The sequence below is a fragment of the Rickettsiella grylli genome, from assembly GCF_000168295.1.
Lineage (GTDB): Bacteria > Pseudomonadota > Gammaproteobacteria > Diplorickettsiales > Diplorickettsiaceae > Aquirickettsiella > Aquirickettsiella grylli.
The window spans coordinates 1-16,925 of sequence record NZ_AAQJ02000001.1 but is presented as its reverse complement, the minus strand read 5'-3'; the positions used below and the strand labels follow the sequence as shown (position 1 = coordinate 16,925).

General features: G+C 38.2%; 18 protein-coding genes and 1 pseudogene. 12 read left to right on the top strand and 7 right to left on the bottom strand.

Annotation, left to right across the window (positions count from 1 at the left end):
* Nucleotides 1-2 precede the first annotated feature (2 nt).
* The 8 genes from RICGR_RS08005 to RICGR_RS00060 all read left to right on the top strand — a co-directional run bounded on the left by RICGR_RS08005 (nucleotide 3) and on the right by RICGR_RS00060 (nucleotide 3,935).
* Nucleotides 3-347, top strand: a complete 345-nt coding sequence (locus tag RICGR_RS08005) for a VUT family protein (RefSeq protein WP_040615035.1) — start codon at nucleotides 3-5, stop codon at nucleotides 345-347.
* Entirely contained in the window at nucleotides 341-748 is a 408-nt protein-coding gene (locus RICGR_RS08100; protein ID WP_081441645.1) for a VUT family protein, read from the top strand. The genes RICGR_RS08005 and RICGR_RS08100 overlap by 7 nt, the downstream gene beginning before the upstream one ends.
* On the top strand, nucleotides 729-1,346 hold the full coding sequence (locus RICGR_RS00075; RefSeq protein ID WP_006035460.1) for a DUF1045 domain-containing protein: 618 nt from the start codon (nucleotides 729-731) through the stop codon (nucleotides 1,344-1,346). The genes RICGR_RS08100 and RICGR_RS00075 overlap by 20 nt, the downstream gene beginning before the upstream one ends.
* A complete protein-coding gene (locus tag RICGR_RS00070) occupies nucleotides 1,343-1,765 on the top strand; it encodes a GrpB family protein (RefSeq protein WP_050763939.1) in 423 nt (140 codons plus the stop codon). The genes RICGR_RS00075 and RICGR_RS00070 overlap by 4 nt, the downstream gene beginning before the upstream one ends.
* Nucleotides 1,766-1,839: 74 nt before the next feature.
* Nucleotides 1,840-2,076 carry a hypothetical protein gene (locus tag RICGR_RS07340; RefSeq protein ID WP_006035606.1) on the top strand — a complete coding sequence of 79 codons (237 nt, stop codon included), beginning with the start codon at nucleotides 1,840-1,842 and terminating at the stop codon, nucleotides 2,074-2,076.
* Nucleotides 2,046-2,231, top strand: a complete 186-nt coding sequence (locus RICGR_RS08095; protein ID WP_081441718.1) for a GrpB family protein — start codon at nucleotides 2,046-2,048, stop codon at nucleotides 2,229-2,231. The genes RICGR_RS07340 and RICGR_RS08095 overlap by 31 nt, the downstream gene beginning before the upstream one ends.
* A gap of 93 nt (nucleotides 2,232-2,324) precedes the next feature.
* Nucleotides 2,325-2,573, top strand: coding sequence for a hypothetical protein (locus RICGR_RS00065; RefSeq protein ID WP_040615032.1), 249 nt, complete (start codon nucleotides 2,325-2,327; stop codon nucleotides 2,571-2,573).
* Nucleotides 2,574-2,711: 138 nt separating this feature from the next.
* Nucleotides 2,712-3,935 (top strand): IS256 family transposase, encoded by a 1,224-nt coding sequence (locus tag RICGR_RS00060; RefSeq protein WP_006034850.1) that lies wholly within the window; start codon nucleotides 2,712-2,714, stop codon nucleotides 3,933-3,935.
* 103 nt (nucleotides 3,936-4,038) lie between these two features.
* Here the strand turns inward: RICGR_RS00060 and RICGR_RS00055 are convergent, their stop codons facing one another.
* The 6 genes from RICGR_RS00055 to RICGR_RS07775 form a co-directional block, all read right to left on the bottom strand.
* Nucleotides 4,039-4,581: an Hpt domain-containing protein gene (locus RICGR_RS00055; protein WP_040615031.1), complete on the bottom strand. Its 543-nt coding sequence runs from the start codon at nucleotides 4,579-4,581 to the stop codon at nucleotides 4,039-4,041.
* Entirely contained in the window at nucleotides 4,542-4,877 is a 336-nt protein-coding gene (locus tag RICGR_RS00050) for a response regulator (RefSeq protein WP_040615030.1), read from the bottom strand. The genes RICGR_RS00055 and RICGR_RS00050 overlap by 40 nt, the downstream gene beginning before the upstream one ends.
* Before the next feature lie 21 nt (nucleotides 4,878-4,898).
* Nucleotides 4,899-6,119 carry an IS256 family transposase gene (locus tag RICGR_RS00045; protein ID WP_006034785.1) on the bottom strand — a complete coding sequence of 407 codons (1,221 nt, stop codon included), beginning with the start codon at nucleotides 6,117-6,119 and terminating at the stop codon, nucleotides 4,899-4,901.
* A 437-nt stretch (nucleotides 6,120-6,556) separates the two neighbouring features.
* A complete protein-coding gene (locus tag RICGR_RS00040; RefSeq protein ID WP_006035127.1) occupies nucleotides 6,557-9,493 on the bottom strand; it encodes an inverse autotransporter beta-barrel domain-containing protein in 2,937 nt (978 codons plus the stop codon).
* A gap of 206 nt (nucleotides 9,494-9,699) precedes the next feature.
* Entirely contained in the window at nucleotides 9,700-12,336 is a 2,637-nt protein-coding gene (locus RICGR_RS00035; protein WP_006034817.1) for a beta strand repeat-containing protein, read from the bottom strand.
* Entirely contained in the window at nucleotides 12,314-13,216 is a 903-nt protein-coding gene (locus RICGR_RS07775; RefSeq protein ID WP_006035246.1) for an inverse autotransporter beta-barrel domain-containing protein, read from the bottom strand. The genes RICGR_RS00035 and RICGR_RS07775 overlap by 23 nt, the downstream gene beginning before the upstream one ends.
* A gap of 851 nt (nucleotides 13,217-14,067) precedes the next feature.
* Between RICGR_RS07775 and RICGR_RS00025 the strand changes: the two genes are divergently transcribed.
* Entirely contained in the window at nucleotides 14,068-15,405 is a 1,338-nt protein-coding gene (locus RICGR_RS00025) for a hypothetical protein (protein WP_006035382.1), read from the top strand.
* 34 nt (nucleotides 15,406-15,439) lie between these two features.
* On the opposite strand, the pseudogene RICGR_RS00020 reads toward RICGR_RS00025, so the two are convergent.
* A pseudogene (locus tag RICGR_RS00020) lies at nucleotides 15,440-15,745 on the bottom strand (integrase core domain-containing protein); the annotation flags it as partial.
* Nucleotides 15,746-15,814: 69 nt separating this feature from the next.
* Here RICGR_RS00020 and RICGR_RS00015 point away from each other — a divergent pair.
* The 3 genes from RICGR_RS00015 to RICGR_RS08090 all read left to right on the top strand — a co-directional run.
* Nucleotides 15,815-16,117 carry a transposase gene (locus tag RICGR_RS00015; RefSeq protein WP_006035826.1) on the top strand — a complete coding sequence of 101 codons (303 nt, stop codon included), beginning with the start codon at nucleotides 15,815-15,817 and terminating at the stop codon, nucleotides 16,115-16,117.
* A complete protein-coding gene (locus RICGR_RS00010; protein ID WP_006035121.1) occupies nucleotides 16,117-16,725 on the top strand; it encodes a DDE-type integrase/transposase/recombinase in 609 nt (202 codons plus the stop codon). Before RICGR_RS00015 ends, RICGR_RS00010 begins: the two co-directional genes overlap by 1 nt.
* 73 nt (nucleotides 16,726-16,798) lie before the next feature.
* A partial coding sequence (locus RICGR_RS08090; RefSeq protein ID WP_040615021.1) for a transposase occupies nucleotides 16,799-16,925 on the top strand: 127 nt, incomplete at its 3' end.

Sequence of the window (16,925 nt, the reverse complement as noted above, 5' to 3'; positions counted from 1 at the left end):
GCATGAATATTCTTAATATCTCTCAAGGACTACAACGATTTAAACTTTTTCACTTACTGGCGATTACCTCTATTACCATTCAGTTAGCGTGTAATTGTATTGTAGGTAAATTAACAGTATTTTTTTACGGATTCCTTCCTGCAAGTGCTTTAGTTTACCCTATTTGTTATGCATTAGGTGATATCATTGCTGACGTCTATGGTTATAGCCTATCTCGTGAACTCATCTGGCTTAATATTTATGCACAGCTTTTGTTTGGGGTTATTGTTAATTTGACTTTATTCTTACCCTCGCCAGATTTTTGGTCATTTCACGAGCATTATAAGGCTGTCTTGGTACTATATTAAAAAATGAAATTGGCAGTGCATTTGCTGTTTTTATAAGTGCTTTTATTAACGCATATTTATTTTCAACGTTTAAAATTAAAATGTACGGTAAGAAATTTTGGCTTCGTAGTTTGTTTGCTTCAATAATTAGCGAAGGATTATTAGTGACCATTGCTTATTTGTGTACTTTTTCAACTCTTTATTCCTTAAATAAAATCATAATAGCAATTGGGATAGCGTGGGCTGTAAAATTTATTTTCGTTATTATATTAATGATCCCATCGATGTTGTTTAGAAATTACTTAATTAAGAAAGAAGGTATTGATTGGTACGATAAAGACATTAATTACAACCCTTTTATATGGGGACATTGTGTGAATGTAAAAAGTGAAGTGGCAAATAATGACTATATCAAAACATGATTGCGATGAACTCACTATTGCGTTAATACCAAGCAATGAAATAGTAAAAGAAGCAATTCGGCTTAATAATCAGCTTGAACAGGCATTAGAAGATATTCCCAATAAACAAAATCTTATCCACATCAGTCTTTTTCAAGGTCGGTTTCGTTGTTCGCAGCTAGAAAAAATAGGTATAACGTTAGATAATCTCACTAAACCTCTTGATCCTTTTAAATTAGAGCTTGATGCTGAATTAAAGGAATCATGTACGAATTTATTTTGGAATATCAAAGAAAATGTGCAATTACTTAGATTACATACGGATATTTTAAAAGCGGTTTCACCGTATCGTGAAGGTATATTACCAGTTTTTAAAGATTGCTATACGCAACTTAGTCAGGCCCAACAACAATTAATTGATCGTTACGGCACACCACACGTGTTACAGAACTTTAATCCACATATAACAGTATATTATAATGTAGATCATAAGAAAATAAATTGTGTTGCAATTAAGCCTCAACCATCGTACTTAAATTTTTCTGCAACCCAGCTTATTGTTGGTCATATTGGCTATGACGGTAATCTTGAAAAAATCTACAAGAAATTCCAGTTATGATTGATCTAAAAGAAAAAATAAAGCTTGTTGAGCTAACGGAATACAATCCAGAATGGCCAAAAATATTTGCCGATGCCGCAAATGAGATTAAATCAATTCTGAAAGAAAACTGTGTCCAAATTCATTATATTGGTAGCACAGCCATACCCAATATTTATGCCAAACCCATCATTGATATTTCCCCCGTTGTCAAAGACATAAGTTTAGTAGATCCATTAAATCATGAATTTGAAAAGCGAGGCTACGTTTGTATGGGAGAATACGGTATTTCTGACCGTCGTTTTTATTCGAAGTCTAAAACTAAAAGAACACATCATATTCACTTATTTGAGCAAGGGTCTCCTGAAATTAAGCGCCATTTATTATTTAGGGGTTTCATGGTTGCGCATGAGGAATATATACGCAGGCTTATTCACTGATAAAACAGTCATTAGCCGAAGTATTTTCTGAAGATATAGAAAACTATGACAATGGAAAAAGTTCCTTTATCCAGATGATCGATTATAAGACCGGCTCGGCAAAAGCTGAACAATTAGAGGCGAAAGATAATATTATTATTGAACATACCATTCTAAATGGGCCTAAATTAGCGGAAGCTGCAATAAACGCAATTAAAAGGGTTTCAAGTCAATTATCATATGTTTCAATAGAACATTTGGGTAGCACTGTGCGGTACCAGGGCTTTCAAGCAAGCCAGTCATCGATATTTTTATTGCTGTCGAATCCATAGAAGAAGCTAAGCAATGGATTAAGCTACTTGAGACGTTAGCTTATATTTTTTGGGCTGAGAACCTAAGTAAATCTCACTTGCGATTTTTTAAAGGAATGCCTCCCTTTGGAGCAAAAAGAACTCATCATGTTCATATTATCGGGAACAGTAAGTAGTGATAAAACGGAACATCGAATTTTATTTAGAGGTATCTTGTAAACCTCCCAAACTTCCCCCAGTTTTTAAATAGAGTAGTTTTTGTTTAGGGATTGAAATCAGTAATTTACCAAAAAACTCTATTTAATGGTTGGGGTATTTTACGGGAGGGTTACCCTCGTTATTCAGAAAAATATATTTCATCAAACCGGGAATTATTAAATACAATGAAAAGTGATGATGCTCATGATTTGGGATATCGAGTGGGGTTTAGAGATGGTTTTGAAGTAAAGAAATTTAAGAAGCAAGCAACAAATCTTTTTAGAGATAAACTAAAAAGATTTATTCCTTATATAAAATAATTATAGAATAGGAGAACAATTAACGCCACACAAACCTATCGAATCGGCTGTAACAAATGGAGCCTGTAAATAAGGTCTATGGGAGTATTCAAGGAACTGTGTCAACGCTAAACTAAATTAAGAATTTTAGGAGTTGACATGAAACAAGCGATACTGAGTAAAGAATTTGAAGCTGAAGCGATAGCCCGACTAAAATCAGGAGAATCGTTAACAGGAAAAGACGGAATATTAACGCCGTTAATAAAACAAATTATCGAAGCGTCGTTAGAAGGTGAATTAGAATCCCATTTATTATCAGAATCGAAAACGCCTGAGTTATCGAACCGACGCAATGGAAAAACAAGTAAAGTATTAAAAACGGAGACAGAAAGTTTTGAGCTGGAAACACCCCGAGACCGTCTAGGAACGTTTGAACCGCAAATGGTAAAAAAACGTCAAACGGTTTTAAACGAATCCTTGGATAACAAAATACTATCGCTGTATGCACTTGGGATGAGCTATGAGGCGATCCAAGACCATCTGGCGGATATGTATGGTCTTGAGGTTTCAGCGGCTAAAATAAGCCTGATAAGCGATAAGTTAATGCCGGTTATAACGGAATGGCGAAATAGACCGCTAGAATCTGTGTACCCGATCGTATTTCTCGATGCCATGCATTTTAAGGTACGTATTGAAGGTAAAGTCAGTAGCCGTGCTTTTTATTCGGTTTTAGGGGTTAACAACCAGGGTCGTAAAGAAATTTTAGGGCTGTATCTTTCTGAAAATGAAGGTTCTCGTTTCTGGTTAAGTGTCTTAAATGATTTACGTGCTCGGGGAGTTGAGGATATTCTCATTGCCAGCATCGATGGATTAAAAGGTTTTCCCGAAGCCATTGCTGAGGTTTTCCCCCAGACAGAAATTCAGCTTTGTGTGATTCATCAAATCCGTCATTCATTAAAGTATGTGACCAGCAAAGATCAAAAATCCTTTATGGCTGATTTAAAATTGGTTTATCGTGCGAGTTCCAAGGACTTAGCCGAGCATCACCTATTAGAACTCGATGAAAAATGGGGTAAAAAATATCCTGCTGTGATTAAGTCTTGGCAAACTCAATGGGATAAGCTTTCCCAGTATTTTAAGTATCCTGAAGAATTAAGGCGTATTATCTACACAACCAACATTATTGAAGGGTTTCACCGGCAAGTACGCAAATATACAAAAAATAAAGGGGCTTTTACCAGTGAAAATGCCTTACTTAAATTAATTTACTGTGCCTGTCAAAAAATACTAGAAAAGTGGTGCCAGCCCCTGCATAATTGGGCTTTAATTGCTTCTCAACTGCAGATATTTTTTGATGGCAGGCTAAATTTACAGTTACGATAAATTATTAATGACACAGTTTGGTGAACACTCTCAGGTCTATAGCTAATTTACACAAAATAACTTGCATACTCACGTTCTTTTTGTTTTTAGGTGTTTATAGCGATTATTTAAACTGTTTATGTTTATGACTACATACCGCTTTAACCGCTTCCATTTCTTGCACTAACTGGTGATACAAGGTCTTCAGGTATTCTTTCTTACTCGTTGACCAATAATCATTAAAATTTTTACACGCTTGTTCCAATCGCTTAGCACCATAATAAACAGCACCGCCTTGCCATTTGTGTGCAGTCGCTTGAATGCTTTCCCAATCTTCTGATTGATACCCGGCTGCGAGTTTTACTAAATCTTCACTTAAACCTGTTATCATCAATTGTTGACATTCTTCAATGACTTTTTCATCCCGTAAGATCTTTTTTATTTCATCAAAATCTATTACTGCGCCTCTGATCATAAAACGTGTTGATGCGGTGGGCTCATCGGAGGATTCATTCTGCATAAATGTGGTTAATAACTCTTGAACCGTTTCTTTTTTTAAGGGTTTATGAATAACGGCATTCATACCCGCATCGAGACATTCCTGTTTTCTTTCCCCAATATGCGCCGTTAAACCAACGATAGGAATCGTCGCATGGTTTTTTTCCATTGGTTGAGACGTATACAGTGGGTCAAGGCGATTCCATCTGTATCAGGCAATCCAATATCCATGAGGATCAATTGATACACATTTTTTTGTAACCGTTCCATGGCTGTTTTACCATCCGGCGCAATATCAATGGTACAGTTAAATTCTGACAGAACACCGGCGGCGGCTTTCGCTGCTAAAACGTTATCTTCTACTAGCAAAATTTTACTGTTACCTATTTCTTCAGATGAAATCGGTGTGACACGCGTTGTTGTAACTGCTTTATTCGATTTTCCATAATCCGGGAGAGTGTTCACAAAACTGTGTCATTAATAATTTTATCGTAACTGTAAATTTAATCTGCCATCAAAAAATATCTGTAGTTGAGAGGCAATTAAGGCCCAATTATGCAGGGGCTGGTACCACTTTTCTAGTATTTTTTGACAGGCACAGTAAATTAATTTAAGTAAGGCATTTTCACTAGTAAAAGCGCCTTTATTTTTGGTATATTTACGCACTTGCCGATGAAACCCCTCCACTATATTCGTTGTGTAAACAATACGTCGTAGCTCTTCTGGGTACTTAAAATACTGAGACAAACGCTCCCATTGAGTTTGCCAAGACTTAATCACAGCAGGGTATTTTTTACCCCATTTTTCATCAAGCTCCAATAGGCGATGCTCGGCTAAATCCTTGGAGCTCGCACGATAAACCAATTTTAAATCAGCCATAAAGGATTTTTGATCTTTGCTGGTCACGTACTTTAATGAGTTACGGATTTGATGAATCACACAAAGCTGAATTTCTGTCTGGGGGAAAACCTCAGCAATGGCTTCAGGAAAACCCTTTAATCCGTCAATGCTAGCAATGAGAATATCCTCAACTCCGCGAGCGCACAAATCATTTAAAACGTGTAGCCAGAAACGAGAACCTTCATTTTCAGAAAGATACAGCCCTAAAATTTCTTTACGACCCTGATTGTTAACACCCAAAACCGAATAAAAAGCACGACTACTGACTTTTCCTTCAATACGCACCTTAAAATGCATGGCATCGAGAAATACGATGGGATACACAGATTCTAACGGTCTATTTCGCCATTCCGTTATAACCGGCATTAATTTATCGCTTATCAAGCTAATTTTAGCGGCTGAAACCTCAAGACCATACATATCCGCCAGATGTTCTTGGATCGCCTCATAGCTCATCCCAAGTGCATACAATGACAGTATTTTGTTATCTAAGGACTCGTTTAAAACCGTTTGACGTTTCTTAACCATTTGTGGTTCAAACGTTCCTAAACGGTCTCGGGGTGTTTCTAGCTCAAAACTTTCTGTCCCCGTTTTTAATAACTTACTGGTTTTTCCATTGCGTCGATTTGAGATATCCGTTGCTTTAGATTCTGATAAATGAGCGTCTATTTCCCCCTCTAACGATGCTTCGATAATTTGTTTTATTAACGGCGTTAATATTCCATCTTTTCCTGTTAACGATTCTCCTGATTTTAGCCGTGCTATCGCTTCAGCTTCAAATTCTTTACTGAGTATGGCTTGTTTCATGTCAACTCCTAAAATTGTTGATTTAGTTTAGCGTTGACACAGTTAATTGAATACTCCCCTTTATTTTAAGAAAAAAATGAATTTATTATTTACAGATTTACTCCTTTCTTATTTTATAACATTGAAGCTTTACGTTTAATCTTCAATGGCAATAATCATCAATGTTTTTATCGAAATAAATGTGTATAGAGCAATTGTTTACTTTCTGTTAAGTAAGAAACAAAGCAATGATTATAAAGTTGTAGTAAATAAATGAAATCTTTTACTTCTTTGTGCTGAAGCAATTAATATCTCTAGAACCTATAATCATTTGTCTATCCCACCGTATTACGACCGCTACCGCTATAGTTAGAAGGTGGTCAGACCTCTTCTACAATAAAAAGCCCTCTAAACATGAAGAAGAGGTTTTATTTATTCTGTTTTTATTCTGCTCTCTTTTAACAATTTACTGATCGTCCATTTAGCGTACAGGTGTTATTAGTTGATGTTATGGGGCCACCCCGTGGAACAACTGGGCCGCTGCGCCCCTCACTAGTAGTATTGCCGCCCTTCACATTGATTTTTGATCCTTCTATAGTAAACACGCCGCTTGTACGTTCAGTTGTAGTCGCCCCCCGAGAGGTGCCAGTAGTCGGGCTCGACACATTTATAATTAAATCTTTTGCTCTCACCGCACCAGATCCAGCCCGGTTCTTGGCTATCCCATTAAGTTCTGCATTAGGAGGAATACCAGGCCCAGTAACATCAATCCTAGTGCCACTTATGTTAATAGTACTAGTTCCTGGACCAGAAATAATCGCACTTGCGCGATTATTTCCCACAGTAAAATGACCTCCAGTAACTGTAACCTGACTTCTATCTTGAACCTCTAATGCTCGGTTGGGCGCCGTGATTATGGTATTGGTTAACTCACCCTTACTCGTTTGTTTGAACCAAGCGCCTCTCCCACCTCCGCTTTCCACTTGTATTTGTGTTCCATTCATTTTAATAACAGCAGGGCCATCTGCTGAAAGCCCTAATGCTTGTCCTGCTGGAGCATTTGCCATCAGTTTGCTACTGCCTATGTTAACCTCTCCAGCACTTGTTTTGGAAAATGCAGTAATATTAGTATCTCCCATAGCACTTATAATATTTTCGTCACCTAGTGTGAAAGTTCCTGTTCCTTCATCAGAAATTCCTATTGTACCTTCACCTCCTATTGCATCCACTGAAAAGTTATCCGCCAACGTGATATCACTAGTGGATCCACTGTTTCTTGAAATTCCCAAAATTCCAGAAGAACCAACTGCATTTACTGTGATTGAACCTGCACCTGTTAGTTCAATAGGTCCACTTCCTCCGACGTCAAGTCCTCGCGTTCTATTACCCCCCGACACATTAATCTTTGTTCCCTTGAGTTCGACGTTGCCGCTACTCGTGCTCGTGGTTGAAAACCCTGTGGCCGCGGCTTGTCCATTTCCATCTACCGTGATTGTGCCTGCCTCTGTTTTAATAGCACCACTTCCTGAGGAAAGAACTCCTTGAGCTGAAGTACCACCGATCACTTCAATTTTAGGATTTCTAGCTGTGTAACTTCCCTCTCCCTCGGTGAGTACCCCAATAGGATTGGTTTGGCCATCGACCTTAATTTGTGTTTCATCCAACATTACAGGGGCAACGCTGCTTGTAAGCGTATGAATTCCTATGGCTTGACCGCCAGTCGATTTCACATTAATTGCACTGCCTCCACTAAAGTTGACTGCACCGCTACCACCACTTGAATAACCAACCGCACTGCCCGTCGCATCTACATTAATTGAACTTGCTCCACTGACAGTCACTTCGCCCTCTCCAGTAGAACTCACTCCAACCAAACCATCTTCTCCTGTTACATTAACTGAGCTTTGATTAGTAAGATTAATAAGTCCACTACCCGTTGACTCAATACCTGAAACAGTACCATTGATCTCACTCGCATTACTGATCAAGCTAGTAGCCTCAGAAAATCTTACTCCTGTAGAACCAAAAACCTTACTTTTGTCTAACGTTGTTTGTGCACTGCCTGTCAGCTCTACTCCGGTCACGTATGGAGCTTCTGCACTTCCAATCTCGCTGCCATTAATCAATACGTTACCGTTTGGAGCACCACTGATGCCGATGGGGGTACTAGGCGTCGGAGCAAGTTTCATATTATTTACACTATTATTGCCTTCCATGATAAGTCCTCCACTCAGCGTAGAAATCGGAGTCCCTGGATACGAAGTAAGACTTTGTCCGGCCCTGATCGTGACCGGGTTGCTTCCTCCAGGAACATCTAACGCCGTGTATGTCCCTCCCAAAAAGTACATCTTCGTGTTTGGAAGATAACCGGATAAGGTTTGCGTAGCTTCGTTAGTTAGATCAGTGGGGCCACAAGGATTCTCATAGGTACAATTACCCAAGGTCAAACCCACCCCGCCATTATTAGGCGTACCGGTTTGGCTAAAAAAAGCATTAATTCCTGGAATTTCTCCATCGCCCCCATCACCTATCGTACGTACTAGCTTTCTTTTCATTTGACTCGGAAACGCCGCCGAACCCCCTAATTCAGCTAAATTACGCTCTAATGGATCAGTGATTCGTTCTTCTATGGAAGGATCGCTACGATGGACGTGCGTACCTCCCAATTCAACCCCTAACCCTAAAGAACCCACACTACGCCGTAACTTATCGTACGTATAACTAGCAAAAACTTTCACATTTCGGTTCGCCCAATATTCTAAGCCCACTGCTCCACCTAAAATATTTTTTGTTTCTGCTGGACTAAAAAAATAACTACCTACAAAAGCTTTTAAAGGTGTTTTAGGAAAGAGTTGGTAACCCAGTTTCACATCACCACCATTTCCCACATTTTGGGTTACATCAAATAGGTTATAAACTGCCGAATGGCCACGAAATCTAACAAACTCTAAATCAGTTCCAACAACTTTACTCCGATTATCCATAACAAAATACCCATTAAGATGGGCATCCCAACGAGAACCTAAGGCTTCTATCCCTGGATTCATTGTCCATATACGCACATTATTATCCATTCGATTATATTCACCAAAAAGATAACCACCTAATATCGCTGAACCATTTTGAATCCAGCGATACCCTAACCCTAAATCTCCATGACCTTCCCAATTACTTCCTGAAGTTAATGCAGGATCAATATAAAAGTTATGCTGAGCATCTCCTACTAAAGGCAGCATCGCATCAGCCTGACCCACAACATATTTCGTACTACCATAAACGTTTCCCGAAAAACGAGCCGGTATAGGTAGAACTTCTGCATTCGCTTTTAAAAGTATTGAACTAAATCCTATTGCAAGGGTAATAAAACAACATTTGTTTATACCTTTACTTTTCATTAGGAGCTCCTTTACATAGCAAGAGGGACAAAGTCCTGATAAATCAATCCACCAAAGGCTAACTGATTTTTATAAACATTATTAATAGTGAATAGTAGCCTTATTTAATAGTATGATTGAAAAAATTTATCAACTATTAGCTGATTTGTCCTAGTTATAAAGAAGACTGCAAAACATAAATTTGTTTCTGACTATTCTGTTTAAACTTAAGAGTTACAATTTACTGATCGTCCATTTAGCGTACAGGTGTTATTAGTTGATGTTATGGGGCCACCCCGTGGAACAACTGGGCCGCTGGGCCCCTCACTAGTATTGCCGCCCTTCACATTGATTTTTGATCCTTCTATAGTAAACACGCCGCTTGTACGTTCAGTTGTAGTCGCCCCCCGAGAGGTGCCAGTAGTCGGGCTCGACACATTTATAATTAAATCTTTTGCTCTCACCGCACCAGATCCAGCCCGGTTCTTGGCTATCCCATTAAGTTCTGCATTAGGAGGAATACCAGCCCCAGTAACATCAATCCTAGTGCCACTTATGTTAATAGTACTAGTTCCTGGACCAGAAATAATCGCACTTGCGCGATTATTTCCCACAGTAAAATGACCTCCAGTAACTGTAACCTGACTTCTATCTTGAACCTCTAATGCTCGGTTGGGCGCCGTGATTATGGTATTGGTTAACTCACCCTTACTCGTTTGTTTGAACCAAGCGCCTCTCCCACCTCCGCTTTCCACTTGTATTTGTGTTCCATTCATTTTAATAACAGCAGGGCCATCTGCTGAAAGCCCTAATGCTTGTCCTGCTGGAGCATTTGCCATCAGTTTGCTACTGCCTATGTTAACCTCTCCAGCACTTGTTTTGGAAAATGCAGTAATATTAGTATCTCCCATAGCACTTATAATATTTTCGTCACCTAGTGTGAAAGTTCCTGTTCCTTCATCAGAAATTCCTATTGTACCTTCACCTCCTATTGCATCCACTGAAAAGTTATCCGCCAACGTGATATCACTAGTGGATCCACTGTTTCTTGAAATTCCCAAAATTCCAGAAGAACCAACTGCATTTACTGTGATTGAACCTGCACCTGTTAGTTCAATAGGTCCACTTCCTCCGACGTCAAGTCCTCGCGTTCTATTACCCCCCGACACATTAATCTTTGTTCCCTTGAGTTCGACGTTGCCGCTACTCGTGCTCGTGGTTGAAAACCCTGTGGCCGCGGCTTGTCCATTTCCATCTACCGTGATTGTGCCTGCCTCTGTTTTAATAGCACCACTTCCTGAGGAAAGAACTCCTTGAGCTGAAGTACCACCGATCACTTCAATTTTAGGATTTCTAGCTGTGTAACTTCCCTCTCCCTCGGTGAGTACCCCAATAGGATTGGTTTGGCCATCGACCTTAATTTGTGTTTCATCCAACATTACAGGGGCAACGCTGCTTGTAAGCGTATGAATTCCTATGGCTTGACCGCCAGTCGATTTCACATTAATTGCACTGCCTCCACTAAAGTTGACTGCACCGCTACCACCACTTGAATAACCAACCGCACTGCCCGTCGCATCTACATTAATTGAACTTGCTCCACTGACAGTCACTTCGCCCTCTCCAGTAGAACTCACTCCAACCAAACCATCTTCTCCTGTTACATTAACTGAGCTTTGACCTGTTAGTTCAATAGGTCCACTTCCTCCGACGTCAAGTCCTCGCGTTCTATCACCCCCCGACACATTAATCTTTGTTCCCTTGAGTTCGACGTTGCCGCTACTCGTGCTCGTGGTTGAAAACCCTGTGGCCGCGGCTTGTCCATTTCCATCTACCGTGATTGTGCCTGCCTCTGTTTTAATAGCACCACTTCCTGAGGAAAGAACTCCTTGAGCTGAAGCACCACCGATCACTTCAATTTTAGGATTTCTAGCTGTGTAACTTCCTTCTCCCTCGGTGAGTACCCCAATAGGACTGGTTTGGCCATCGACCTTAATTTGTGTTTCATCCAACATTACAGGGGCAACGCTGCTTGTAAGCGTATGAATTCCTATGGCTTGACCGCCAGTCGATTTCACATTAATTGCACTGCCTCCACTAAAGTTGACTGCACCGCTACCACCACTTGAATAACCAACCGCACTGCCCGTCGCATCTACATTAATTGAACTTGCTCCACTGACAGTCACTTCGCCCTCTCCAGTAGAACTCACTCCAACCAAACCATCTTCTCCTGTTACATTAACTGAGCTTTGATTAGTAAGATTAATAAGTCCACTACCCGTTGACTCAATACCTGAAACAGTACCATTGATCTCACTCGCATTACTGATCAAGCTAGTAGCCTCAGAAAATCTTACTCCTGTAGAACCAAAAACCTTACTTTTGTCTAACGTTGTTTGTGCACTGCCTGTCAGCTCTACTCCGGTCACGTATGGAGCTTCTGCACTTCCAATCTCGCTGCCATTAATCAATACGTTACCGTTTGGAGCACCACTGATGCCGATGGGGGTACTAGGCGTCGGAGCAAGTTTCATATTATTTACACTATTATTGCCTTCCATGATAAGTCCTCCACTCAGCGTAGAAATCGGAGTCCCTGGATACGAAGTAAGACTTTGTCCGGCCCTGATCGTGACCGGGTTGCTTCCTCCAGGAACATCTAACGCCGTGTATGTCCCTCCCAAAAAGTACATCTTCGTGTTTGGAAGATAACCGGATAAGGTTTGCGTAGCTTCGTTAGTTAGATCAGTGGGGCCACAAGGATTCTCATAGGTACAATTACCCAAGGTCAAACCCACCCCGCCATTATTAGGCGTACCGGTTTGGCTAAAAAAAGCATTAATTCCTGGAATTTTCTCCATCGCCCCCATCACCTATCGTACGTACTAGCTTTCTTTTCATTTGACTCGGAAACGCCGCCGAACCCCCTAATTCAGCTAAATTACGCTCTAATGGATCAGTGATTCGTTCTTCTATGGAAGGATCGCTACGATGGACGTGCGTACCTCCCAATTCAACCCCTAACCCTAAAGAACCCACACTACGCCGTAACTTATCGTACGTATAACTAGCAAAAACTTTCACATTTCGGTTCGCCCAATATTCTAAGCCCACTGCTCCACCTAAAATATTTTTTGTTTCTGCTGGACTAAAAAAATAACTACCTACAAAAGCTTTTAAAGGTGTTTTAGGAAAGAGTTGGTAACCCAGTTTCACATCACCACCATTTCCCACATTTTGGGTTACATCAAATAGGTTATAAACTGCCGAATGGCCACGAAATCTAACAAACTCTAAATCAGTTCCAACAACTTTACTCCGATTATCCATAACAAAATACCCATTAAGATGGGCATCCCAACGAGAACCTAAGGCTTCTATCCCTGGATTCATTGTCCATATACGCACATTATTATCCATTCGATTATATTCACCAAAAAGATAACCACCTAATATCGCTGAACCATTTTGAATCCAGCGATACCCTAACCCTAAATCTCCATGACCTTCCCAATTACTTCCTGAAGTTAATGCAGGATCAATATAAAAGTTATGCTGAGCATCTCCTACTAAAGGCAGCATCGCATCAGCCTGACCCACAACATATTTCGTACTACCATAAACGTTTCCCGAAAAACGAGCCGGTATAGGTAGAACTTCTGCATTCGCTTTTAAAAGTATTGAACTAAATCCTATTGCAAGGGTAATAAAACAACATTTGTTTATACCTTTACTTTTCATTAGGAGCTCCTTTACATAGCAAGAGGGACAAAGTCCTGATAAATCAATCCACCAAAGGCTAACTGATTACTAAATATAAAACTGTTTTTAATTTAGTTGCCAATTAAAAATTACAATAGAACTATTTATTAATGATTAATTCATTATTGAATTTCTTAGAGAAATATATTGAGGGAATATTAAGAGATAAAATGAAAGCTTATAAAATAAACCGCAAAATTACAGAAAAAATAAACTTAGACTTAATAGGGTCGATGCTAATTGAAAAAATTTAGCAACACAAAGCAAACACTACCCAAAGCACCGTTGAACGTCATGGATGTTGAATTACACGACATTTTGGGTACCGAAAATGTAATATTCTCACGCGCTGTAATCTAATTGTATCGTACATCTTATTCTTAATTCCATTATGTTATTATAAAAAATGAGAAACAAAATCACTATCAAAAACGATTGAATCAACTTAACGCTATTTCTCTTATTAAGCATCGTCCTAACTCCACATTTAAATATTACTGTATGCTAAGATTCAATTTATTTAAACTTTGTGCATAACTATAGGATTCTATTTTTTAGCAGTAATTTCTGTAGCTAAAAATGCTACAGAAAAAATCATTATAAAATTTTACATAAAAAAATGTAATAGAAATTATAACGCGATATGTTAGGATATAATTTAAATTAATAAGATCAAATTTAATATATTGACTTTTTCGGATCAGTGGATCAATATTTACGGTCAATAAAAATTCTAAGTCATTACAACTCTTCTCACAATTAAAACATTCTAAAGATAATAATTAAAAATAGATTCTTTTTTAATTTTCATTAAATGGGTTAATTTAGTTATGCCAGAGACAAGCTTGGATGAGTTTAAAGTTTCAGAAGTTACTTGGGGAGAAATAAAAAAAGTTATTAAAGAAACAAATGTGGAATTATTTAATTGTATTCAAAAAATAAAACTTCAAAAGAAACCAAATTTTATTAAGGTAGTTTACCCCTATGGCTCTACTTTAGTAAATAATGGTGAACTTAGTGTATACAGTTACGTTAAAAAAACAAATGTGTCTATCAGTTTAGTAAATAGCTCTTTAAAAGATAAACTTTCCTACGCCAGTGTTCCATTGGGTTTACTCCTAAATAAAGCAATAGAGGTTTATTGTCCCTTTAACAAAAACCGTGTCATTCCTTTAAAATTATTAATGCCCGGACAATTATTTGGCTTACAAGAGATTATGCAAACTATTTACGATTATAAAGAAAAACCAAATTTTAGTATTAATAGTGGCGCCCGTTCCATATTTTTAGTGCCTAAAATAGCTAATAAAGGCGGGTATAGTAGGCTTAAAAAATATCTAAATATGCAGTTAGATCCTCCTATTTCTTTATCTGATCATTGGGGTATTTTTACATCTATTAGTAACCATCCGAATTATATTAACCAATGGAATAACCAGGTGTTATTTTTTACTAAAAGCTGGTTTGAAGAAGTTAATTGCACTAACCCTAACTGGTTTCCTTTTTTTAACTTTTTATCTAAAGCTTATCATAATCAATTAACTCCGGGGTATAGTAATTTTTACAATTTTGAACTGACATGGCAAGAATTTATGACTGCTATTGGTTGTAGAAATTTAAAGCCTCGCCCCTATATATTAAGTACTGCAAAACATTTGCTTGCTATAGCTGTCGGTTTATTACCTGGTTTTTCTTCAGCGAATTTAGAACAAATTATTGCACCAACTAAAATTCTTAAGGAAATTTTTATTGATATTTATAAGCTAAAATACTTACCTACTATAATGCATCCATCCTATTTTAATATTCAAAAAAATACCCCTCTTTACTATTCGCTATCCTTTCCTTCGATTTTAGAAGGGTTACCTATGAACAAGGAACCTCGAGATATTTTAACCGATCAGCGAGAGCTAAAAATTTTATTTGATACAATAAAGAATAATTCTTCTCATTACAAACAAAAATTTCCACGAATATGTCAGTTGTTTGATACCGTAAACTACAACTTTTATCATAACAATATCGATGCCTATAAAGAAATAGGTATTGCGTTAGAAATAACAAAAGGAGCTTCAGACTTACTTTGGGATCAATCTCTATTTCCAAATAAAGATTTTTGCTACACTTCGAGTTTTTTAAATGGCTGCATAAAAATCTCTAAAAAATAAGCTTAAGAAAATAACTAAGGTTGACAGCCTAATTTTAACAAGAAAGTTTAATTTTTAGAATTTCATAAGGAGTTTTACCTTTTAAAGAACCATGAGGTCGTTGGTAATTATAAAAATTTTCCCATTCACGAATTTTTTTATCTAAATCGACGTCGTTTTTATAGTTAAGCATTTGATAAAACTCTTCTTTATCAATCCCATGCGAACGCTCTACTTTACCATTGAGATGAGGCATGGCTGGTTTAATATAAACATGCCTCATGCTTAAATCTTCGACATGCCAATGGAATTTGGCTTGAAATTCATGGCCATTATCCGTTTGAATGGTATGGATACGGTAAGTCTCCCCTATACTGCCGCAAGTAAGAAATAGAGTTTCTGTTAAATTAATAACCAGCGGAGATTCTAAATGAAGAAGAAAAAATTTACCGAAACGCAAATAGTCACGATATTAAAAGAAGGGGAAGCGGGTATTCCGATTACCGATTTATGCCGAAAATATGGAATGGGCCAAAGCACGTACTTTGCTTGGAGATCAAAATATGCGGGTATGAGTGTTACGGAACTTAAACGCTTAAAACAGCTGGAAGATGAAAATCTTCGATTAAAAAGGATGTATGCTTCATTAAGTTTAGACCATGAACTTTTAAGGGAGGTCCTCGAAAAAAAGTTAGGCGTGGATGTCAGCGAAGAATTATTGCGCAAGAATTAGTGGCGGCCAAACAAATTAGCATCAATCGTGCTTGCCGTGTAGCTCGAATTAATCGTATAAATTTCGATTACAAATCGAGGCTAACTCAAGCCAATGAAGCCATTAAAGCATTATTAAAACAATTATCGACTGAACATCCACGGTATGGATTTAAAAAGCTATTTCAAATGATAAAGGCCCAAGGTTATATGATAAATCATAAAAGAGTTTATCGCTTGTATTGCGAATTACGATTAAATCTCAAACGAAAGAATAAAAAGCGATTGCCTTCTCGCTTAAAGCAATCGCTTAGGCAGCCGATGTACTTAAATGAATGTTGGTCATTAGATTTTATGAGCGATGCTTTATTTACTGGAAAACGCTTACCTACAGTCAACGTCATTGATAATTATAACCGCGAAGGATTGGGTATTGAAATTGGATTCTCAATGCCTGCACAGCGTGTGACACGATGGCTTGATACTATTACCGCTATCAAAGGTTATCCCAACGTTATTCGGGTAGATAATGGCCCAGAGAACTTGTCAAAACACTTTCTTAGTTGGGCAAAGCAACATCAAGTGATTGTTCAATATATACAGCCTGGAAAAACTGCTCAAAATGCTTAGGTAACCCTCCCGTAAAATACCCCAACCATTAAATAGAGTTTTTTGGTAAATTACTGACCAGGAGAGTTAACAAATGAAGAAGAAAAAGTTTAGTGAATCACAAATTATCACCGTGCTGAAAGAGTATGGAGCGGGAGTTCCAGCGGTTGAATTAGCCCGTAAATATGGAATTGGAGAAAGCACAATTTATACGTGGCAAA